The organism is Nitrosomonas ureae (genome assembly GCF_900206265.1).
In the GTDB taxonomy this organism is placed as follows: domain Bacteria; phylum Pseudomonadota; class Gammaproteobacteria; order Burkholderiales; family Nitrosomonadaceae; genus Nitrosomonas; species Nitrosomonas ureae_C.
Map to the genome: position 1 here is coordinate 352259 of NZ_LT907782.1, position 22379 is coordinate 374637.

Below are 22379 nucleotides of genomic sequence, written 5' to 3' on the forward strand. Positions count from 1 at the left end.
ATTACGAATCTTTTGATGTAAGGCGAATTCCTACATTGCGATAAGAAGACTACCTAGCTTCGTTTAAGTCTAACTTCCATTTACTTCCGCTGCGCCATAATTGAAAATCTCTCCTACACGAACACGTGTTTTCGACTAAAAATTTATTTATTTTAGGGGTGATTAAATGCAAACAGATCAAATGTTGGATGAAATCAGGGATATTAACTTAAGCTATCTATTGCTTGCAAAGCAAATGCTGCATGATGATAGGGTATCCGCCATGTATCGGCTGGGTATTAATCAGGATCTGGCTGATATCCTGGATAAGCTAACTTCTGCACAGTTAATTAAAATGGCTGCCTCAAATATGCTACTTTGTCGTTTCCGTTTTGATGATCGTTTGATTGCTGAAATGTTATCCACCGATAGCCGTGAGCAATCTGTCTCTAAGTCGCATGTGGCTATTTTGATGGCCGGAAAGCCTGCAGAAGCTGTAGCGTAAAAACAAGCATATAAAGAGGGTTGATCCCATGCGCAATCGAAGCATTATCACCGAAGCCAAGCAAATTCAACTGGCAACTGAATTGATTCAATTAGGGGCTCGATTACAGGTATTGGAAATGAACACGGATCTGAGTCGAGAACGATTAGTAAAGTTATATAAAGAAATTAGAGGGGTATCGCCTCCCAAGGGTATGCTGCCTTATTCAGAAGATTGGTTTATAAGCTGGCAGCCTAATATGCATTCTTCGCTGTTTATTAACATATACAATTATGTAATTGAAAATACAGGGATTAGTGGTATTTATGCATTAATTAAAAGTTATAGGCTCTATGATGAGCATGTTAAAGTCAATCAATTAGAAAAGGTCTTAAGCTTAACGCGTGCGTGGACCTTAGCGCGTTTTGTTGAAAGTGGGGTGTTGTGCATAGCGCCTTGTGTAAATTGCCACGGCAAGTATGTAGTGCATTCACTGGAAATTCATTCAAATCACGTGTGTGGTTTGTGTAATATACCTTCACGAGCAGGAAAAACTAAAAAAGCAGCAATGGCCGCGCTTCATTAAGATACAAAATATAAATCTGCTGAATTAGGTGAGCTTATTTCAGCAGATTCTTCATCCGACTTAATGCTTGTTTAAGATTTTCCATTGAAGTGGCAAAAGATAGCCGCATATACCCTTCGCATCCAAACGCAGAGCCTGGAACTACGGCAACACCGGCTTTCTCCAGAAGATATTCGCTAAACACAATATCATTGGGTGTGTTTATCAGATTTTTCTCATATAACGTATTGATCGATTGACGAACATCCGCAAATGCATAGAATGCACCTTGCGAAGGTAAGCACTGCACGCCGTTTACTTGATTTAATTGTTCGGTTACAAAAATATTACGTTCTTTGAACGCTGTGACCATTGGACGGATACACGATTGATCACCATTTAGTGCCGCTTCAGCAGCTGCTTGAGAAATGGAACTGGGGTTCGATGTACTTTGTGATTGAATATTTTCCATTGCTGAAATGATGTGCGCAGGTCCGCCACAATAACCGATACGCCATCCTGTCATTGAATAGGCCTTGGAAACACCATTGAGAACTATGGTTTGGGGAAATAAATCGGGACAGGCATTGGCAATATTTCCAAATCGTTGCCCAGTTAGCATTATATGCTCGTACATGTCGTCGGTGGCAATGATAATTTTGGGGTGTTTGCGTAAAACCTCACCCAATGCTTTGAGTTCATCCAAAGTATAGACTGCCCCGGAGGGATTGCTGGGGCTGTTGATAACAAACATTTTTGTTTTGGATGTAATGGCTGCTTCCAGTTGCTGTGCGGAAATCTTGAAATTCTGTTCGATTCCGGTACTGATAAACACAGGCTTACCTTCAGCGATTAACACAATGTCAGGATAGGAAACCCAGTAAGGTGCCGGAATAATCACTTCATCTCCCGGATTAATTACAGACAACACCAAGTTGAAGAAGCTTTGTTTACCTCCGCAGGAAACCAGAATTTGCTTGGCGTCAAAATAAAAATTATTTTCGCGTTTAAACTTGGCGACAATCGCACTTTTTAGTCCGGGAGTGCCGCCAACAGCGGTGTATTTCGTCTGGCCTTTATTAATTGCAGCAATCGCGGCATCTTTGATATGCTGGGGCGTATCAAAATCAGGCTCGCCCGCACCCAATCCGATAATATCCTTACCTTCGGATTTAAGCTTGGCGGCACGGGCCGTAACAGCAAGAGTGGGAGATGGTTTGATAGCTTGAACGCGACTAGAGAGTTCCACAAAAAATCCTCGCACTAAAATGAATAGGCCTGCATGTTAGAATGGTACAAAAACATAATATTCAGTCGGAATTATACCTGTGATCGTAACCTTCCCCAATAGTCCGTTCAAATTACATCAAGCATTTGCACCTGCAGGCGACCAACCTGCAGCTATCGCACAGCTAATTGAGGGAATACACGATGGTCTTGCATTTCAAACATTACTGGGTGTTACCGGTTCGGGGAAAACCTATACGATCGCCAATATGATCGCCCACTCAGGGCGTCCGGCAATTCTTATTGCGCCAAACAAAACACTGGCAGCACAACTTTATGCTGAGATGCGTGAATTCTTTCCGGAGAATGCCATTGAGTACTTTGTATCTTATTACGATTACTATCAACCGGAAGCTTATGTACCGGCACGGGATCTGTTTATCGAAAAAGATTCCAGCATCAACGAGCATATCGAACAGATGCGCCTGTCTGCGACAAAATCCTTGCTGGAGCGCGATGATGCAATTATCGTGGCTACGGTGTCCTGTATCTACGGTATCGGTGATCCGGTAGATTATCATGGCATGATTCTGCATTTGCGCAGCGGTGAGAAGATTTCCCAGCGTGATGTTATAAAGCGTTTGACCGAAATGCAATACGAACGTAATGAATTGGAATTCAAGCGCGGGGTATTTCGTGTAAGGGGCGACGTGGTGGATATTTTTCCGGCGGAAAATTCGGAAGCTGCGGTTAGGGTATCATTATTCGATGATGAAGTGGATAACTTGTCTCTATTTGACCCGCTGACTGGCCGCATGCTGCAGAAGTTATCGCGATTTACCGTCTATCCTTCCAGTCACTACGTGACGCCGCGTAGCACCACGTTACGCGCAATGGAAACTATTAAAGATGAACTGTGCGAGCGGCTGGAATATTACTATCAGGAGCATCGTCTGGTTGAAGCCCAGCGTCTTGAACAGAGAACAAGATTTGATTTGGAAATGCTTAATGAATTGGGATTCTGCAAAGGGATTGAAAATTATTCACGTCATCTTTCCGGCAAGAACCCGGGTGAACCGCCACCAACACTGCTGGATTACTTGCCATCCAATGCATTAATGATCATTGACGAGAGCCATGTCACTGTGCCGCAGATCGGAGGAATGTATAAGGGTGATCGTTCACGCAAGGAGAATCTGGTGAATTATGGTTTTCGCCTGCCATCCGCCTTGGATAATCGTCCATTGCGGTTTGAAGAATTTGAAAAAAGAATGCCGCAGACTGTTTTTGTATCGGCAACCCCCGCAAATTATGAGCATCAGCACAGCGGACAGATCGTCGAGCAGGTGGTACGGCCAACGGGCTTGGTCGATCCGATAATTGAGGTGCGTCAGGTAACGACTCAGGTTGATGATCTAATGTCCGAAGTTCACTTGCGTACTGCCAGGAATGAGCGTGTGCTGGTTACTACACTCACTAAGCGCATGGCGGAAGATTTAACCGATTATTTTTCGGATCACCAAATCAAGGTACGGTACTTACATTCTGATATCGATACGGTAGAACGCGTTGAAATTATCCGCGATTTGCGTTTGGGGCAGTTTGATGTGCTGGTTGGGATTAATTTGTTACGTGAAGGTTTGGATATTCCTGAAGTTTCACTGGTCGCGATATTGGACGCTGATAAGGAAGGCTTCCTGCGCTCGGAAAGGTCACTGATTCAAACTATCGGCCGTGCTGCCCGTCATATCAACGGCACGGCCATTTTGTACGCTGAAACCATAACCAGATCCATGCGTGTTGCGATTGATGAGACAAATCGCCGACGTCAGAAGCAGATAGACCATAACGTGCAGCATCAAATTATTCCCCGATCGGTGCATAAAAGAATTAAAGATCTCATCGATGGCGTTTATAACTATGAATCATCGCAGCAAAACCTCAAAGCAGCACAAACACAGGCACGTTATGATGCCATGAGTGAATCGCAATTGGCCAAGGAGATTCAACGTGTTGAAAAAAAAATGCTCAGTGCTGCAAAGAACTTGGAATTTGAACAAGCAGCACGCTATCGAGATGAACTGAAAAGTCTGAAGAATAAATTGCTGATCGGTTTTCCTGATATGACATAACCCGGTTATTTTTTAATCTGCGTAGAAGTCACAAAAACAATCGTGCTGAATGTGCGATTCAAAGTCTTGCTGGTAAAGTTGCTCATGACCATACTTCCAAAGTAGCGGATATGGTCGCCTTTATTTACCTGAGTCGTGGGTGCGGCAATCCAGAACTTATGTCCGCTATTCTCCAATTCCATATAGGTGTAACCGCCGGCATCCATCGTGTCAACAACAATTCCTTCATTGTCAGGCATCTTTTCTTTGGATTCTTGTGTATTCTGCGGCTCATGGTGTAAAGCCATGACACTGGAAGAATTGAATAACGAGCATCCGAGAAGGATGATGAGGGATAAAAATGAAATTTTCATGATACTCCATAGCAACGGTGTTGATCGGTGCAATATAATACACCTCGGCATTATTTAGTGCCAATAGTGGAAGATAGCGATGAGTATTTATCTTGGCGTACTTTTTCAAAAAAGCAAATAGCGGCCGCCGCCGCGACATTCAGGGATTCAGTTTTACCAGGCATGGTAATAGCGATATTCAGGTGTGCTGCTTGAATCATTTCTGCAGATAATCCAGCACCTTCATTGCCAAATAGAAAAGCCGTAGGTCCAGCCAATGAAATTTCAAAAAGATTCTTCGTGGCTTGTATCGAGGTGGCGATGACAGTTCCCGGAAACTGTTGCGCAATCTGTTTTAAGTTGCTATTTTCATAAATATGCAAAAAGAAATGTGCACCCATTGCAGCGCGTAATGTTTTGGGTGACCAGGCATCTGCGCAATGTTTTGACAGGTAGATATGGCTGGCATTGGCGGCGGCTGCCGAGCGCAATATCGAACCCAGATTTCCAGGATCCTGAATCGTTTCCAGTAGAACGCTAAGCACTTCTTTTCTGGTATGAGTTTTCCCTTGCAATGCTGGTTTTGAGATAAGCGCGAGAATTCCTGTAGGTGTCTTGACTGGAGATATTGCGCGAAATAACGAATCGCCGACAATAGTTATTTTCGGAGGTTTATATCCAAAAATTATGTCCATAAAATGTTTATTATCGGTATCTGCAAAATAAGATTCGCTGACGATCAGATTCTCGGGCTTGCCTAATATTGAACAATGAATTTGAATGAGATGAATGCCGTCAAGGAGTGTCAGGCCGGTTCTCTTGCGATATTGCGATGATTCTTCCAGCTTGATCAGTCGTTTAATAAGCGGGTGATCGCGTGAAGTGATAACTGGCATAAATAAATCCCGCAAGTATCGAAACTATTGCAGTAAAGTTCCGCAATTATTGATTTTTGTAGCGGTATTCTGCCGATAAAGCATGTGCTTGTAATCCCTCTCCCATCGCGAGCACTGAGGCAATTTCCCCTAACTTTGCAGCTCCCTGTTGCGAAACCTGGATCAAGCTGCTGCGTTTCTGAAAATCATATACCCCCAATGGGGAAGAGAAGCGTGCGGTTCTTGATGTCGGTAATACATGATTAGGACCGGCGCAATAATCTCCTAATGCTTCGCAAGTATGGCGGCCCATGAAAATAGCACCGGCATGACGGATTTTATCAATCCAGTTTTCTGGTTGCTCGATGGATAACTCAAGATGTTCAGGTGCGATGCGATTGGCAATTGCACAGGCTTCATCCAGATCGTGCACTTGAATCAAAGCGCCGCGATTTTCCAGTGAAGTGCGAATGACATCTCTGCGGGGCATTGTTGTCAACAAACGATTCAAGCTGTGCATTACCTGGTCGAGAAAATCAGCATCAGGTGATAACAATATCGATTGGGCTAGCTCATCGTGTTCGGCTTGGGAAAACAAATCCATAGCAATCCAGTCCGGATCGGTCCGGCCATCACAAATGACTAAAATTTCAGATGGTCCGGCGACCATGTCGATGCCGACGATACCGAACACCCTGCGTTTGGCGGCTGCAACATAAGCATTGCCCGGGCCGACAATTTTATCCACAGCGGGTACGGTTTCGGTACCATACGTCAATGCGCCGATAGCCTGAGCACCACCGATAGTGAATACACGATCCACTCGACTGATCGCCGCTGCCGCCAGAACCATATGATTCCTCTCGCCATTCGGTGTCGGTACGACCATGATCAATTCTTTTACCCCAGCAACTTTAGCCGGAATAGCGTTCATCAGAACCGAAGAAGGGTAGGAGGCTTTTCCTCCGGGAACATAGAGTCCGACACGATCCAATGGCGTTATTTTTTGACCTAATAACGTACCTTCCGAGTCGATATATTGCCATGAATGCATCAACTGTTTTTCATGGTAGCTGTGGACCCGCTCGGCTGCTTGTTCCAGAGCAGTTCGCTGGTTTGATGGCAAAACGGTCAGAGATTGCTGCAAATGATCCTGCGTAAGCTCAAAATCCTTACCGGAAACTGCTGATAGTCTGTCAAATCGATTGGTATACTCGATCAAGGCAGCATCTTTACGCTGCTTAATATCTGCAAGAATCTTGGATACGGTTAATTCGACTGCGTCGTCCTGAGCATTCTCGAATGCCAGAAGTTTCTCCAGATGGGAATCAAAATCAGAGTCTTTTGAATTAAATCGTTTTATTTCTATCATGGTTAAGAGGAATGAATGTCGAAAAATTATGGTTTGACAGCTGCAGAAAATGCATCCAATACCGGCTGGATGGTATCTCTTTTTAACTTTAAGGCTGCCTGATTAATAATCAATCTTGACGAAATGGCCATGATTTCTTCCACCGCTTTCAGATGGTTAGCTTTTAAGGTGCTACCGCTTGAGACGAGATCGACGATGGCATCCGCCAAGCCCACCAAAGGGGCTAATTCCATCGAACCATACAATTTTATCAGATCGACATGCACGCCTTTGGCAGCAAAATGTTCGCGCGCAGTTTGTACATATTTGGTGGCAATGCGTAGCCGCGCGCCTTGTCGAACCGCAGAGTCGTAATCAAAATCTTCAGGTGCTGCCACCATCATGCGGCAGCGTGCAATATTCAGGTCCAGTGGTTGGTAAAGCCCTGCACCCCCATGCTCCAGCAGCACATCCTTGCCGGCGATGCCAAGATCAGCAGCGCCATACTGCACATAAGTTGGCACATCCGATGCGCGTACTATGATCAGACGTACATTCGCTCGATTAGTAGAGAGAATCAGTTTGCGCGATGTTTCCGGGTTGTCCAGTGCCTCAATTCCTGCGGCATTGAGTATAGGTGCGGTGTCATCAAAGATTCGCCCTTTTGACAGGGCGATGGTGATATCAGTCATAAAAAAGTGGAATTACCCAAGATTAGCTGCAGCAAAATCCCAATTGATCAATTTCTCCAGAATTGCGTTCGCATAATCGGCACGGCGATTCTGATAATCCAGATAGTAAGCATGCTCCCAAACATCAATAGTCAATAATGGCCGGACATTTTTTGTCAGCGGGGTTTCGGCGTTGCCGGTTTTGACTAAGGCGATTTTATCGCCATCCTGAACCAACCATGCCCAACCGCTTCCAAACTGAGTCAATGCAGCTTGTGCAAATTCTTTTTTGCAAGCTTCCAGACTGCCGAATGAAGCTTCAATTTTTTGTTTCAGGGTCGATGAGGGTTCCCCGCCGCCATTGGGCTTCAAACTATGCCAATAGAACATATGATTCCAGACTTGTGCGGCATTATTGAAAATCGCAGCTTTTTCCGTTTGCCCGGCGGTTGCCTTGATGATTTGCTCCAAGGATTGTCCTGCCAGATCGCTGTTTGCCAGCAGATTATTCAAGTTGTCGACATAGGTTTTGTGATGTTTGCCATAGTGAAAACTCAGTGTATTTGAAGATATCACAGGTTGTAGCGCAGTATCCGAATAAGGCAATGGGGCCAGGACATACTGCGTCCCGGATTGTGCCGCTTGGGAAAAATTGTCAAGATTGACATTCGTCATAGTGCTCTCCTTATTAAATGGGATATTAGAGTTTATAGTAATTATTATTACCGAATTCAATCATGATCCGAAATAATGATCAATTTGCATTATTCGTTTCAGTGGTGAAAGTGATTTTATTGTAACCTGCCAAGCGCGCGGCTTCCATTACAGTAATCACAGATTGATGCGTAGCCTTGGCATCCGCACTGATGATAATAAAGGGATCGGGGCGATCCTTGGCTGCGAAAAGTAAAGCATCACGCAAGCTTTCAATACTGGAAAACTTGATGGGAATAAGATTGATGGTGTAATCTCCCAGTGCATTGACGGTTATGTCTATACTATTTGGCTTGTCAATATTTTTGTCGACTTCTTCAGCACTGGCTTGTGGGAGGCTGATTTCAAGTTCAGCAAATTTCGAATAGGTTGTCGTCACCACCAGAAAGATCAAAATCACCAGCAGCACGTCGATCATGGGTACCAGGTTGATTTCCGGTTCGTCACTATGTTTTCTGCGTTGAAAATTCATTCAAGGTCAAGCCGTCATTAAGAAAAAAGTAATGTCGCAAGCTTAATACATTGAATAGTCACATCAATGTAAAAGTGCAGCTGAAAATATACCTAGTATAATACCAGTTATAATTTTTATTGAAGCGATCAAAATAGATTGCACGATTATTATGCGGACTATATAAAATAGCCGGCCGTGTTTCAAAATATCCGTGTGTAACGTGCTATTAGATAATTATTATTAAACCTTAAATTCGATTAAAGTTATATGATTAAACCATTAGTGAGCATTGTCATGGGCAGCAAAAGCGATTGGGACGTGATGCGGCATGCGGTAGTTATTCTGGATGAATTCCAGATCACACATGAAGCCAAAGTGGTTTCAGCGCACCGTACGCCGGATTTGATGTTTCAATTTGCTGCAGAAGCCAGGGCGCGCGGCATCCGGTGCATCATCGCCGGAGCAGGAGGCGCGGCGCATCTGCCCGGCATGATTGCGGCAAAAACCACCTTGCCGGTTCTGGGTGTTCCGGTCAATTCCAAGCATTTACAAGGACTGGATTCATTGCTTTCGATTGTACAGATGCCCAAAGGAGTTCCTGTCGCTACGTTTGCCATCGGTGAAGCGGGGGCGGTCAATGCCGGGCTATTTGCGGTTGAACTACTGGCGGTGAATGACAATAAACTGAGTGATCAGTTAAGCCAATACCGGCAGAAGCAGGCTGAATCTGTACTGACTTCCGAACTGCCGAGATAATGCGCATCCTGCCTGGAGCCATGCTCGGTGTCCTTGGGGGCGGACAGCTCGGACGCATGTTTGTCCAAGCGGCACAACAGATGGGGTATCGGGTAACCGTTCTGGATCCGGCAATGGACAGTCCTGCCGGACAAGTAGCGGATGATTTTGTTTGTGCGGATTATGCCGATCATGCAGCGCTGATGAAACTCGGTAACCAATGCGCTGCAATTACCACCGAATTCGAAAATATTCCTGCAGAGTCGCTGCAAAAGCTCGCTGAATCTTGTATCGTCAGGCCGGATACCCGCAGTGTAGCTATCGCACAGAATCGCGTGCTGGAAAAGCAATTTCTGGCGGACAATGGTTTCTCCGTCGCACCGTTTGCCATCATTGCCCACCAACAGGATTTGGTTTCTCCGGATATTGCCCAGTTACTTCCCGGTATCCTGAAAATCAGTCAATTTGGTTACGATGGTAAAGGGCAGATGCCGGTTATCAGCTTTGATGAATTGACGATTGCTTATGATCAACTCGATCATGCGGTGTGCGTGCTAGAAAAATTTATGCCACTTAAAAGAGAATTATCGGTCGTGGTAGCGCGGGGCGGCGATGGGGAATTACAGATCTTTCCGGTATCCGAGAATCAGCATGTGAACGGTATCCTCGATATCAGCATTGTGCCGGCTAGGGTAGCGCCGCAACTTGCAAAGCAGGCACAAGACCTGACTTGCCGGTTGGTTGAGAAGATGGACTACCAAGGGGTGCTATGTGTCGAGTTTTTTGTGCTGCAGGATGATACGTTATTAATCAATGAGATCGCACCACGCCCGCATAACAGTGGGCATTATTCTATCAATGCTTGTATTACGTCGCAATTTGAGCAACAAGTACGAGCTTTATGTGGGCTTCCGCTGGGAGCCACCACGCAACACAGTGCGGCGGTGATGGTTAATTTGCTGGGCGATTTATGGCGCAATGGAAAACCAGACTGGCAACGGGTTTTGCAACACTCATCGGTCAAATTACATTTATACGGCAAAACTGCAGCGCGACCGGGTCGTAAAATGGGACACTATACCGTGTTGAGTAATGACATTGACAACGCATTACGAGAAGCGGGTCACATCAAAAAACAACTTGAGCATCACTGAATTTACTATCCATGACACAACTATCCGCTTTATTTGAAACGACGATCAAAAGCTTGCCTTTTTTACATCGCGGCAAAGTCAGGGATATATATGCTGTCGGTGACGATAAACTGCTCATCGTGCAAACTGACCGCTTATCCGCTTTCGACGTGATTCTGCCAACCGCTGTGCCCGGCAAAGGGAAGATTCTCACCGCGTTATCTCATTTCTGGTTTCAGAAACTTGCGCATATCTTACCCAATCACCTGACGGGCATCGCGCCGGAATCGATGGTGGCGGAAAGTGAACGTGAACAAGTACGCGACCGCGCATTTGTCATTCAACGCTTGAAACCATTGCCAATCGAAGCCATCGTGCGCGGCTATGTGGTTGGCTCCGGCTGGAAGGATTATCAGCAAACTGGCGCTATTTGCGGCATTCCGCTGCCATCCGGCCTGAAACTTGCTGATAAACTGCCCGGCGGCGCGATTTTCACCCCCTCCACCAAAGCGCCAGCCGGTGCGCATGATGAAAACATTGCTTTAACGGAAGTGGAACAGCAATTGGGCAAAGCACTCTCTGAAGAGGTCAGTGCAAAGGCCATCCAACTTTATACCGAAGCTGCCGATTATGCGCTGCAGCGCGGCATCATTATCGCCGATACCAAATTTGAATTCGGTCTGGACGATGCCGGTGAATTGTATTTGATCGATGAAGTATTGACACCCGACTCATCCCGCTTCTGGCCTGTTAGCCAATATCAACCCGGCCAAAACCCGCCGAGCTTCGACAAACAGTTTGTGCGCGACTGGTTGGAAAAACAGGATTGGAATAAAAAAGCCCCAGCGCCTGAGTTGCCGCAAGATATTTTGCAGCAGACGGTGGAGAAGTATCAGGAGGCGTTGCGGTTGTTGGTTGTATGAATTGGAGTTAGATCGTTTTTTCCTTACGCTAATATCTTTCACACATTTTTGTATCAAATTTTGGTCAGACTGGCATTTACTTGCTTATGCTAAAGTACCTTGATTCAATAGATCTTTTTTGTATTGACTTTGTTTGACACATATAATCTTTTTTTCCAGAATTTAAGATAGTAAATTCCTATGAGTAGTAGCATTGAGCAACTATCAGCAGAAAGTATAAAAGGCAGTGTGGATTTTGCGCTAATTGCTATTCGAGAAGATGAGTTTGCAGCTGTATTGCATTATTTCCCGTCGAACGCAGAAGTAAAAGGACAACATAGAACGTATGAAATTTCAGATTTCGAAACCGTTGATGGTTCTACTTATCGGGCAGCACTATTACGTAGCTTGGAACAAGGGCACAGTGCTGCACAATCCGCTACATCTGATGTAATTTCTGACCTTGATCCAGCTTGGATTGTGCTTGTTGGTATAGCTGGTGCTGTCCCTGAAGCTGAGTTTTCTCTCGGTGATGTCGTATTGGCGACACGCATGATCGACTTTAGCATTACTGCTGCCTTGGCTGATGGTACGAAAGAAACTGCCCACAGAGGTGCTCCTGCTCACAAAGCGGTTCAGGACTTTGTTATCCGCCTACCCGCTCTTAAGTCGAGATTGGGAGATTGGAATCATCCTTCCAAGCTTGGAGTCATCATTCCATCCGTTTCTATCGAAGAAGGACTTTCGCATATAACTGATGATGTTTGGAAGGATAACTTGCGACGTTCTCTAAGGTATCGCTTCGAACTCAATGAAGAAAATACACCAAGACTGCCCATTGTGACAGCGGCTCCTATCGCATCCGGAAATATGTTGATGAAAGATCATGTTCTTCTTCAAGATTGGCTGAAAAATGCGCGAGACCTAAAAGCAGTTGAAATGGAATTGCCAGGTGTATTTGAAGCAGCTCGTAGCATAGAGGGAGACATCCCAGTATTAGCTGTACGTGGCATTAGCGATATTGTTGGTTTTAAGCGAGATCCAGGTTGGACTGCGTTTGCCTGCAAAACAGCTGCTTCTCTGGCAAGAGCACTACTAAACTTAAAACCAATACCGCCACGTTCAGAACAACACTCGGATAATATTCCTAAAAATATTATCTCTAAACTTTCTTCTAAACATACGCCACTTGCAAATGGTGCAATAGCCGAGCATCACGGTGAAGATGTAAAAAATGCTCTCGATGCGATTCTCAGGCGTCGAGCATCGCCCGGTCAGGATACTCTCGCACAATTACATGAACTTGCCCGTTTTCTTGATGGTAGTGGAAAGTTTGCGGCAGCGCCTCTTCCCATAAAGGCAGAGGTGTATGACTGGATTGTGCGCATTGCAGCTAGCAATGGATATCTTGTTGATGCCGAAAATGCTCTGTCAAAACTTGTCGAGATGGACCTTCCAGCATCAATCACTGCACAAGCTTGGATGGAAGCGGCTCGCGGAGAGATCGACGCCGCTCTTCGCATGCTTCGCTCAGAAGATTCGGCAGCTGGTAGAAGTAACATCTTTGCGATTTTGCGTACAAAAAAAGGGGATACAGACGCACTTGCTTACCTAGATAAACTTGAAAGCATCAATCCGGATTTGTTTACAGCAATTGGGTGGACCAATGTTATGGGTTGTCTCGCAGTCAATGACAGGATAGAACAGGCAACAAATCTTATATCAATTTTGCCGGATGAAATGTTGTTAGAGTGCACTATTCTCAGATATTTCTGTGGGATGCTGTATGTTGCTAACTCTGTGCCAATGGATCTGCATAGAAGAGTGATTCATGAAGAATTTCTTGCGGTCAGCGATCATTTGCTCGAGGGTGATGAAGCGGAAAATTGGCGCAGTAAGGCTTACGAGGCTTTTGAGGCGTGTAGCCAAATTGCAAAGAATGCAGGCGATGAATCCCTCCTTGAACGATCAAAGACTTGGCTCCGCTGGCTTAGAATAGTGGATCCTGCGCACAGGAGAGAAGAGCTTGATGTGCTAAGGAACGACATGAATGATGGCAAAACAGCCGTGAAATTGATGCCGCTAGCACATGCGTTTGGTGTCAATTTCGATGTGTCAGCGCTGACTAAATACCTTGGTCGAGCTGAAATACTCGGTGGCCTCACACCTATAGAATTGAATGCGAAGGTATTACTGCTAAAGCATCTCGAGCAATATTCAGAACTTGCATCATTTATTGTTGATAATTGGAACAAACTTTTAGAAGTCGAATCTCTTCCGATTCTCGGCGGAACTTTGATTCAGGCTTATGTACAGGCAGGTGAATGTGGGCTTGCCGAAGATGTATTGGAGTTGTCCCAATTTGACGGACATTTTTTTCATGGAGTCGAGAGAGTCTCGACCTGTGAAAGCGAATTGTAGTCTATCGCGATTTGATTTTTCTCATTCAGTTTTCTCTCAAAATTGTTTGGTGATAAGTATCCCAGTCCAGAATGCCTGCGAGTGGGGTTGTACCATGACTCGATCCAGGTGAATATGGCCAGCCTTGCTTCAGTTTTATTTTTCCAGGAGCGCCTATCGATCAATTCACATTCTAGGCTGGCAAAAAAGCTTTCAGCCATCGCATTGTCGTAAGCATCCCCCACACTGCCCATGGAGGGACGCACACCCATTTCCCTGCATCGCTTGCCGAACTCAACACTGGTGTATTGACTACCCTGATCGCTGTGGTGAATCACTTTGCCCGGTTTACGAGTGATTAACGCCATGTTCAACGCACTGATCACCAGACTTGCTGTCATGGTTTCGCCGAAAGACCAGCCCACTACCTTACGGCTGAATACATCGATGACCACGGCTAGGTACAAAAACCCTGCCCAGGTAGGAATGTAAGTCATGTCCGCAACCCATAGTTGATTGATGCTAGCTGCCTTGAAATGACGTTGCACTAAATCCGGTGCAGGGTGGTCACGCTTATTCCGATGAGTCGTGATCACAAAGCCTCGCCTGCGACTCACTCCTTTAATTCCAGCTTCACGCATCAACCTGCCTACGCGCTTATGATTGACCCTGACTCCACGATCGGCTAACTCAACGGTAATGCGGGGGCGGCCATACGTACCATCGCTTGTACGGTATATAGCCATGATCTGCTCGATCAATCGACAGTTGGTAATGGCCCGTCGGCTGGGTGTGCGTTTTGCCCAGTCATAGTAACCGCTGTGCGATACACCAAGTGTTTCACATAGAACACGAGCCGGAAATTGAGCCCGGTTTGCCTTGATTAATTGGTACACCTTCCCTATCAATCCGTGTTGTTTGCAAACCAGGCCGTAGCCTTTGCCAATATGTCACGCTCCATCTCCACACGCTTGAGCTTCTTACGCAATTCCAGCAGCTCCTGCCGTTCGTTGGCACTCAAGGAAACAACACTCGATGTTGCAGCGAAAGCAATTGTCTGGCTTGATCTAATTGGTACACCTGCTGCTCGACACCAGGTTTGTATCGAAGTGTAGTGGCAACCAAATTCCTTGGATAATTGCTTGGGGCATTTGCCTAATGCTACCAATTCCACCATCTGCTGACGAAACTCCGGTGGGTAAGCAGGTTTGTAGTTTTGTGTCATATTTCTTCTCCTTTAAACAGAACATAATGTGTCCGTTCAAAGGGGGCAACTCCAGTATTGAAAACGAAGCAAGCAGAGCTTTATCCTGACGATATTCCGAGATTTCAATTAATGATTCAGCATTGTCGAGGAGAAGATCCGACAAAACAAGCCAAGGATAACTACGATGCATCTGGGAAGATAGAGGATCTTTCGAATCTCATCATAAGCCTTGAAAAAGCACAGCGCTGGGCGGAACTCATACCATATGCTTTAGAGATGTTTAAGCGGGAGCGGAATGTGGCGAATGTACTGCGCTATGTTACATGCCTGCGCAGAACGTATGCTCAAGACGAAGATATAGTTAATTTCCTTGATAGCTGTACCGATCTGGTAAAAAAAGAGCCAGAACTGATGTCAGCACAAGCATGGGCTCTATTTCATCTCGGGGAGTTAAAAAAATCAGAAGAAATCAACAATCAGCTGTTAAACATACGAAATAACATCAACGACCTAAGTTTGGATATTTATTTAAGTGTTCGGACAGGTGAATGGGAGAAACTTCCAGCGATATTGGATCGCGAATGGAATAGACGAAATGAACTTCCTGTTGCATTGCTGCTTGATCTTGCGCGATTGACCGTATTTAGTGCGAGAGAGCGAGCTTTACAACTTGTTAGAGAGTGCACTGAGCGGGAACCAAACAATCCGCGTTCGTTGCTTCAAGCCCACTCTGTAGCTATGGCTTTAGCGCAGGATGATATTGCGATGCCATTATTAAACAGAGTCAGACAATCTTCCAGAGAGGGGGATAACTTTATAAAAAGTTTATCGACCCGGGAGGTAGTTGAATTTATGCAAGATTCAGCGATTGGCTGGCGCAAGAAGAATGAACTGTTTAGAAATGGAAGTATTCCGATTCATTGGGCAGCTCATATTTTCAATGTTCCACTTAGCAGATTGCTGATTGCTATCCCGCGCGAGAATAAAGTACAAGCTGATGCACGAAGACGTCAACCTATCCCGATCAGAGCAGGAAACCGGCGTTCGATTAAGATGTTATCAGTAAAGAGATTAGCTCTCGATGTTACGTCCATTTTTATTCTAAATGAGCTTGGTTTTCTTGAACACCTTTTTGATGTTTTAGATGAAGCACTACTGTCTCCAAGATTTATGGAGATGCTTTTTTTTGAAGGGGAAAAAGTTAAATTTCACCAGCCTTCGAGAATTAAAGCTGCAAAGCCTTTACTTGAACTTCGTAGGAAGGAGCTTCGCGTGCTTGAGGAAACTGAAGGTCATCCCGATTTGGTTACAGCTGTGGGTGAAGAAGAAGCTGCCTTGCTGTGCGCAGCAAAGCGTTCTGGAGGTTTATACATTCATTCGGGAAAGCTCTACCGGATTGACTCTTACATGGAAGAAGAAGCGAAATTAGGAGATTTCTCTGAGAATCTCGCCAGTCCGGTTGTGGTGACCCATGCGCTATGTAATGAAGGACTTATCACAGAAAATAAACTGAAAACAGCATTAGAATATCTAAAATTGGTCAGCACAAGTGAAATGTCAGGAGCAACGCTTGCTCGAGCTGTACCTGTTTTCCTCGATAGAGTTTCAGCTGAATATTTCTCTAAAACTGAGTTATTGGAAGTTCTAATTAATTCGGGTAGAAAAGTATTCATCCACCCGGCTGCATTCGACGAATGGCAGGCTCTGGTTGATACTGAGCGATACTCTGAAGATATGATCGAAGCGCTAGAGAAAGTTCGCAGAGTTATCCGGGAAAAAATGACGGAAGGCAAGGTAAAGTTTCTTCGTGAGGGAAAAAAAAGCAATGACGAAGAGCATTTTGGTATCTCTGCATTATCGCTGGTTGATTTGCTAGAAGATGCTAGTCGAATTGATGCAGCATGCATAGATGATCGTATGCTTAACTCGAAGTCTATTCTTGAAGACAGATATGGCAGGAAAGTTGATTTGCTTTGCTCACTTGATGTTATTGATATGCTGGTGGAACGAGAGGCTGTCACAAAGACCGAGCGCACAGAAGCCATCCATAAGATGCGGGAATGGAGTTTTTCCACGCTACCTGTGGATGCAAATGAGCTCTTGGAGCAGTTATTGGAAAAGAAAGTGGGCGAGACTGGAATTCTCATGGAGTCAGCGAAACTTCGGGTTATACGGGAGTATCTGGCAAGGCTTCATTCCTCAGATTTTTTTTGTGCTCCATCGGATTTGGAATACTTGGACGAGCTTTGGCGAATTGGCCAGAAAGTCATTTGGGATTTATGGAAAGATGAAAAATCGGCCGTGGGCGATATTGTTGCGAGAGCAGATTGGGTGGTAGATCATATTATTCCTGATATTGAGCTGGCACTGCGCTTTGCTCCAGATGGGAAAGAACGAATGGAGGATATAGCTCTAGCCAGAATGATGACTGCTCTGGTGCCCGTGGAGATTCCAGGTGAACTCAGGATAGGTTACGCGGAATGGCTGGAAAGAAAGATCATTGCTCCTTATTTTCCGGCATGCTCGACCTTGATTGATAAGGCGTCGGAAAAAATTGCAGCGTGGGCGATGACGTGTGCGAAGGAGATTGCGAATGAAGCAGAAAATGAAATTGGAGAGCTTGGCAGCGGAGATGCTAATCAAGAAGTTACCAGGAACGATAATTCGTAAGCTTATAAATAATGAGGAGTTTTCTTCATTCTCACAGCTACGTTTAATTAGTTATAAAGAAATCGGCTCCTTTCATTACGAGAGTATTCTGGTTGCCTTGGAAAGGATTCAAAAGCGGGGTAAACGAGTAAGCATTTTTACGAAAGATAGCAAACATTTCTTTTTGGTACGCTCTCCAGAGGGTATTCGTATTGTTAATGCCGAGAATGAAGATGATAGTCGACTAATCCATGATCTGGCTTTTTTGTATCCAGATAAGGATATTCGTCTTGAAGCGCTCAATTATGTCATAAAACAGTGTTGGCCTTCACTGCCATCTAGGAGTTATTGGTTAAGAATTCTTGCAGATAGACCGTTGAGCGAAACCGAATTCTTTCAATTGATATCGGATATTAGCGAAAATCCTGGACGTTTTAAGTCTACGATGAAAAATAGTTGGCATTGTGGAGGCGAAATTGATGTCGCCACATTTTTCCCATCGTCCTTTATATATTACGAAGCCTTGATTGGGTCTTCCTCTGAAGGAATGAGTGCAGAGGATTGGATTGATAGTATTCTGATTCCGAAATTAGAGCAGCATATCGATCTATCGTTATCTGATGGATTGAGGTGTGCTTTGGCTTTGAACATCGATCTTAAGTTGTCGCCAGTAAAGTTGGTTAGTGATATACCGGCTTCCGAACTTCTTGTCGCGTTGAGCGCGCTCGTGGAAACACATTCACCATTGATATTACTCGGCATTATTGAAATCGCTATTTTTCACTTAGATAGCGATGCGAAATTCCTCGAGCTTGCGTCTGAAGCACTGGAGCGTCTATTAGGTAAGAAGTCGGAAGAATCAGGAATTATATATGCGTGGATAATGATGCCGTCTATTGTTAAGACTGGTTTGAGTCGAATGAGTGTCGATGAGAAATTCTGGCATTATCCTCCGTATTGGCGCGGATTGGCTGCATTTGCTCATGCCAATATACTCATTGAGACATTGGAAATGGATTCAAAGGAGGCCGTAGATGATTTCACTGGCTGGCTGGATAATCTGATAACACCAAAAGAAGTTTCTGCAACCTTGCTCGACATGAGGAAAGAACCAATGTGGAGATTTTGGGATATGACATCGCTCAACTTGAAGGATATGATTGTTGGGCGTCTAATGCTTATAAAGAATTGGCGAGTGAAAAGCGGACTGATGTTTACGAATAGTCATCTTGTAGATTCAGCAATTGAAGATCTGGACGGGGAAGGAAGTTTGCTAAGTATAAGAAGATTTAGTCCTTTGCAGGACAAAAGAAGAATTGAAAGTATGGATAGTATCGAGAAAATTGACTCTGATTTAGTGACTGAATTCTTCTCAGATATTATTGATGAGCTTGGACGTGAGCCAACTGGAGTTGTATGGAAAAAGCTTGTTGTTGCTTGTCGTGTTCAGTGTTTCGATAGTAATCTTTTTGATAATCTTATTAAAAGGGTCGGTAATTTGACCTTGGAAAAGAAGGAAAAAGAAAGATTCTTTAATACACTGGAGAGTGCGGCGGAGATAGCTGCGGTACAACGATGCAAGGCTCTTGCTGATGCAGTGACTCATGCGCTTGTTAAAGCAGCCGGAAAATTTTCAACAGCACTGGATGCAAAGATAGGTTATTACATTATTCTAATGTCGTCAGGTGCTATTATTGATGACTCAGATTGGACAGAATGGATTGGGAAAAAGATGTCTGAATACGCATTTTCCGTGCCTAAAGGAGAAGCATGCCAACAGTTACTTGCAAATCTTGATGACTTATCTTCTCTAATGAAATTAAAAGTAAGATGTTTAGGACGCGCTAGAAAGCTTGCAGTATCAGGAATTAATTAACTCGTAATGTAGCAGAAAAATCACAGAATTGTATCAATTACATTAAGTGGTAAATGAACAGGTTAGGATACTAAAATTTTTGATTTTGTTTTGTTACGCAACATTATGTGTAGATTGCCACAAAAATATTTATGAATACAATAACAATCAGTTCTATTTCTAGAAAATTGGTGAATTGGACTTGGGCTCAACTGGCCTAACGACTAGGCAGCTATTACATGCTTTAACTGTCCACTATGCTGTTTTGAATCCGCTGAGTGCAAAAGCATGATTGAGTGGCTGGGAGACTGTGTATACAGTAACTATTTAGCAATAATGCAGATAGACTGAACAGAAATTATATTATGTATCAATTCATTAAATACAATCTAAAACATATAGTATTTCTTACGTATCTCATATTTTTCTTTTACACGACCTCAGACCTTAACTATCGGCCCGGATTTTGAAAAGAATTTCATTTGTTCTATGAATCCACTGTCAATACAATTTTTCCAATAGGATGGCTTTGTTCAAGAAAATTCTGTGCTGCAGCAGCATCTCTTAGTGTGAAAGTACGCGCAATTTCCACCTGTAATTTGTGGGCATCAAATAATCCCGCGCATTGCCGCAGTATTTCACCTTGATGACGCTTTGCGTCTTCCAGTTCGAGTAAAACCGGCGTCAGCATTAATTCAAGGCTGAAACGCGCATTGCGTTTGCGAGCCTCGCTCCAATCAGTATCCGGTGCGGATTGCAGAATGGTTACGATGTCCCCGTAGGGTTTGACGCAGTGGAAACAGTTTTGCAGTATTTCCGGTCCCACAGTGTCAAACACAATATCGACGCCGTTATCGTTTGTCCAGTGCAATACCTCTGCGACGACATCCTGCGAGCGATAATTGATGACCAGATCTGCACCCAGGCGCTTTACAAAATTTGCTTTTGTTTCAGTGCTCACTGTAGTAATGACGCGAGCCCCGGCCAGCTTAGCCAGTTGAATAGCGGCGTGGCCAACGCCGCCAGCACCAGCGTGGATCAATACAATGTGGTCTTGAGTGATGTGTGCCCGATCATGCAATGCTTCCCATGCGGTAATAAAAACCAAGGGGACAGCGGCTGCCTGCTCGAAGGATAGCGAGCGTGGTTTTAAAGCGAGTAAGCTGGCGTCGACTTTTACATATTCGGCATAAGTACCTTGGCGGTTGTTAAAAGCGGGTTGAGAAAAATAAACTTCGTCACCCAGTTTGAAATTATCAACTTGCGCGCCTACGGCTTCTACAATACCAGCCCCGTCGCATCCCGGAATTACCGGAAAAGTGACAGGAAATCGTTCCGGATTGCTGCGAATCTTGCAGTCAATCGGGTTGATCCCGATCGCTTTAATGCGCACTAAAACCTGATCTTCATTGCAATGATCAGACAGTGCGATATCTCCAAAATACAATATTTCCGCTGAACCACCTGCGTTAAAATAAACTGCTTTCATTTTTGCTCCGATAGCATGTTGACTGCGAGAAGGCCGTTAATTATTGGTAATCATGCTGTAGAGCTTATCTTTATGTAACAAGCGCTTCTTTTTCAATTCTTCTAAGTATTCGTCAGTGGTGTTTTCGATACCTTCTTCAATCCTGAGTATTTCACGGTTGAGGTCATGGTATTCCTCAAATAGACGAGCAAAGTGACTATCATGAGTTTTTAATTCATGAATGCGATCGTAATATTCAGGAAATTCGTGGTGTAAATCGTGTTTTTCTATCATGGCTAATTCCTAATTAGTTATATAAATTCAAGGTATAAGTTCTGGGCTATAAAAATTATTAATACTCAGTATGTTGCTATCATGTGTTTAAATTTTTTGTAAGTGACTCAAATTCTTATGCGTGATCCAAAGTTTACTGATATGTAATTAGACTTTGCAAGTTACCTGTAAATAAAGTTTTAAACAGCATTTATAGGAAATTTGTTTACATACAGCATAACTAAGCTACTGCTTTGCAAAGTCAAGTATATTTAAAGTTGTATCGATTCTTTTGAGTAAGCGAATTCAGCCTCGATGCGCTATAATTTCATGTTTATGCGACTGTAAGGTTCAAACAATGTTGCAGGGTGTTAATCTTGCTTGTGTTCGTGGTGATCGCGAGCTTTTCAAGGATATCAACTTTTCTCTCGAGGCAGGTAGCTTGCTGCAAGTGCGCGGCCCTAATGGCAGTGGCAAGACCAGCTTATTACGCATGTTATGCGGCTTATCAAATCCCGCTGCGGGTGAAATTCTCTGGAACGGTACTTCGATCCGATTGCTAGGTGGAGATTATTTTGCGGATGTCACTTATATTGGCCATTTAAGTGGTACCAAAGATGATTTGACGGTTATCGAGAATTTACGTATCTCAAGTGCACTGGCCGGTTTTGAAATTACCTCTAACCAGGCTAATGAAGCGCTGAAACATATGGGACTGAAGGGCAGAGAGGCATTGCCCGCCAAGGTTTTATCGCAGGGACAGCGTCGTCGCGTTGCTTTAGCGAGGTTATTGGTCTGCAGTACTACTTTATGGATACTTGATGAGCCATTAGTTGCACTGGATGTCATGGCCGTTAAATTGATTCAAGGATTGCTGGAGCAACATTTGCAACAAGGTGGCGTGATTGTGATGACAACGCATCAGGAAATTGAGGTGACCGCAGCATCAATTATGCAATTGCATTTGGCTTAA

20 protein-coding genes are annotated in these 22379 nt (G+C 44.3%); 10 read left to right on the forward strand and 10 right to left on the reverse strand.

What is annotated here, in order from left to right; translation table 11 throughout:
* Window positions 1-166: 166 nt before the first annotated feature.
* Window positions 167-484, forward strand: a complete 318-nt coding sequence (gene flhD / locus CPG39_RS01525; protein ID WP_096291722.1) for a flagellar transcriptional regulator FlhD — start codon at window positions 167-169, stop codon at window positions 482-484.
* 28 nt (window positions 485-512) lie between these two features.
* Complete coding sequence (gene flhC, locus CPG39_RS01530) at window positions 513-1049, forward strand: flagellar transcriptional regulator FlhC (RefSeq protein ID WP_096291723.1); 537 nt, start codon at window positions 513-515, stop codon at window positions 1047-1049.
* Window positions 1050-1083: 34 nt separating this feature from the next.
* Here the strand turns inward: flhC and CPG39_RS01535 are convergent, their stop codons facing one another.
* Window positions 1084-2277, reverse strand: coding sequence for a pyridoxal phosphate-dependent aminotransferase (locus tag CPG39_RS01535; protein WP_096291724.1), 1194 nt, complete (start codon window positions 2275-2277; stop codon window positions 1084-1086).
* A gap of 79 nt (window positions 2278-2356) precedes the next feature.
* Here CPG39_RS01535 and uvrB point away from each other — a divergent pair, with 79 nt between their 5' ends.
* Window positions 2357-4387, forward strand: a complete 2031-nt coding sequence (gene uvrB / locus CPG39_RS01540) for an excinuclease ABC subunit UvrB (RefSeq protein ID WP_096291725.1) — start codon at window positions 2357-2359, stop codon at window positions 4385-4387.
* Window positions 4388-4392: 5 nt separating this feature from the next.
* Here uvrB and CPG39_RS01545 read toward each other — a convergent pair whose 3' ends face one another.
* The 6 genes from CPG39_RS01545 to CPG39_RS01570 all read right to left on the reverse strand — a co-directional run bounded on the left by CPG39_RS01545 (window position 4393) and on the right by CPG39_RS01570 (window position 8802).
* Window positions 4393-4740, reverse strand: a complete 348-nt coding sequence (locus CPG39_RS01545) for a hypothetical protein (protein ID WP_096291726.1) — start codon at window positions 4738-4740, stop codon at window positions 4393-4395.
* Between the two features lie 50 nt (window positions 4741-4790).
* Window positions 4791-5615 carry a TrmH family RNA methyltransferase gene (locus CPG39_RS01550; RefSeq protein WP_096291727.1) on the reverse strand — a complete coding sequence of 275 codons (825 nt, stop codon included), beginning with the start codon at window positions 5613-5615 and terminating at the stop codon, window positions 4791-4793.
* 46 nt (window positions 5616-5661) lie between these two features.
* Window positions 5662-6963, reverse strand: coding sequence for a histidinol dehydrogenase (gene hisD, locus CPG39_RS01555; RefSeq protein WP_096294221.1), 1302 nt, complete (start codon window positions 6961-6963; stop codon window positions 5662-5664).
* Between the two features lie 29 nt (window positions 6964-6992).
* Window positions 6993-7637, reverse strand: a complete 645-nt coding sequence (gene hisG / locus CPG39_RS01560; RefSeq protein ID WP_096291728.1) for an ATP phosphoribosyltransferase — start codon at window positions 7635-7637, stop codon at window positions 6993-6995.
* A gap of 12 nt (window positions 7638-7649) precedes the next feature.
* Window positions 7650-8291 carry a superoxide dismutase gene (locus CPG39_RS01565; protein ID WP_013647470.1) on the reverse strand — a complete coding sequence of 214 codons (642 nt, stop codon included), beginning with the start codon at window positions 8289-8291 and terminating at the stop codon, window positions 7650-7652.
* 79 nt (window positions 8292-8370) lie between these two features.
* Window positions 8371-8802 (reverse strand): ExbD/TolR family protein, encoded by a 432-nt coding sequence (locus CPG39_RS01570; RefSeq protein WP_074721119.1) that lies wholly within the window; start codon window positions 8800-8802, stop codon window positions 8371-8373.
* Between the two features lie 249 nt (window positions 8803-9051).
* On the opposite strand from CPG39_RS01570, the gene purE reads away from it, so the two are divergent.
* The 4 genes from purE (at window position 9052) to CPG39_RS01590 (ending at window position 13975) form a co-directional block, all read left to right on the forward strand.
* Complete coding sequence (purE, locus tag CPG39_RS01575; protein WP_096291729.1) at window positions 9052-9540, forward strand: 5-(carboxyamino)imidazole ribonucleotide mutase; 489 nt, start codon at window positions 9052-9054, stop codon at window positions 9538-9540.
* The gene (locus CPG39_RS01580) at window positions 9540-10673 is read left to right on the forward strand and encodes a 5-(carboxyamino)imidazole ribonucleotide synthase (RefSeq protein ID WP_096291730.1); all 1134 of its coding nucleotides are present in this window, start codon (window positions 9540-9542) and stop codon (window positions 10671-10673) included. Before purE ends, CPG39_RS01580 begins: the two co-directional genes overlap by 1 nt.
* Before the next feature lie 11 nt (window positions 10674-10684).
* Window positions 10685-11575 (forward strand): phosphoribosylaminoimidazolesuccinocarboxamide synthase, encoded by an 891-nt coding sequence (locus CPG39_RS01585; RefSeq protein ID WP_096291731.1) that lies wholly within the window; start codon window positions 10685-10687, stop codon window positions 11573-11575.
* A gap of 180 nt (window positions 11576-11755) precedes the next feature.
* Window positions 11756-13975: a hypothetical protein gene (locus tag CPG39_RS01590; RefSeq protein WP_096291732.1), complete on the forward strand. Its 2220-nt coding sequence runs from the start codon at window positions 11756-11758 to the stop codon at window positions 13973-13975.
* On the opposite strand, the gene CPG39_RS01595 is transcribed toward CPG39_RS01590, so the two are convergent.
* Window positions 13933-15179, reverse strand: a protein-coding gene (locus CPG39_RS01595; protein WP_231990354.1) for an IS3 family transposase whose coding sequence is annotated in 2 segments (ribosomal slippage) — window positions 13933-14897 and window positions 14897-15179 — 1248 coding nt in all. Because the reading frame shifts where the segments join, the coding sequence is not laid out codon by codon here. The genes CPG39_RS01590 and CPG39_RS01595 overlap by 43 nt on opposite strands.
* Before the next feature lie 57 nt (window positions 15180-15236).
* Here CPG39_RS01595 and CPG39_RS01600 point away from each other — a divergent pair.
* Together CPG39_RS01600 and CPG39_RS01605 are read left to right on the forward strand one after the other, a co-directional pair.
* Window positions 15237-17831 (forward strand): hypothetical protein, encoded by a 2595-nt coding sequence (locus CPG39_RS01600; protein ID WP_096291733.1) that lies wholly within the window; start codon window positions 15237-15239, stop codon window positions 17829-17831.
* A complete protein-coding gene (locus CPG39_RS01605) occupies window positions 17755-19686 on the forward strand; it encodes a hypothetical protein (protein ID WP_096291734.1) in 1932 nt (643 codons plus the stop codon). Before CPG39_RS01600 ends, CPG39_RS01605 begins: the two co-directional genes overlap by 77 nt.
* Window positions 19687-20152: 466 nt before the next feature.
* On the opposite strand, the gene CPG39_RS01610 is transcribed toward CPG39_RS01605, so the two are convergent.
* Both CPG39_RS01610 and CPG39_RS01615 read right to left on the reverse strand, forming a co-directional pair.
* On the reverse strand, window positions 20153-21154 hold the full coding sequence (locus CPG39_RS01610; RefSeq protein ID WP_096291735.1) for a zinc-binding dehydrogenase: 1002 nt from the start codon (window positions 21152-21154) through the stop codon (window positions 20153-20155).
* A 36-nt stretch (window positions 21155-21190) separates the two neighbouring features.
* Window positions 21191-21427: a YdcH family protein gene (locus CPG39_RS01615; RefSeq protein WP_013647476.1), complete on the reverse strand. Its 237-nt coding sequence runs from the start codon at window positions 21425-21427 to the stop codon at window positions 21191-21193.
* A 337-nt stretch (window positions 21428-21764) separates the two neighbouring features.
* Here CPG39_RS01615 and ccmA point away from each other — a divergent pair, with 337 nt between their 5' ends.
* Entirely contained in the window at window positions 21765-22379 is a 615-nt protein-coding gene (ccmA, locus tag CPG39_RS01620; RefSeq protein WP_096291736.1) for a cytochrome c biogenesis heme-transporting ATPase CcmA, read from the forward strand.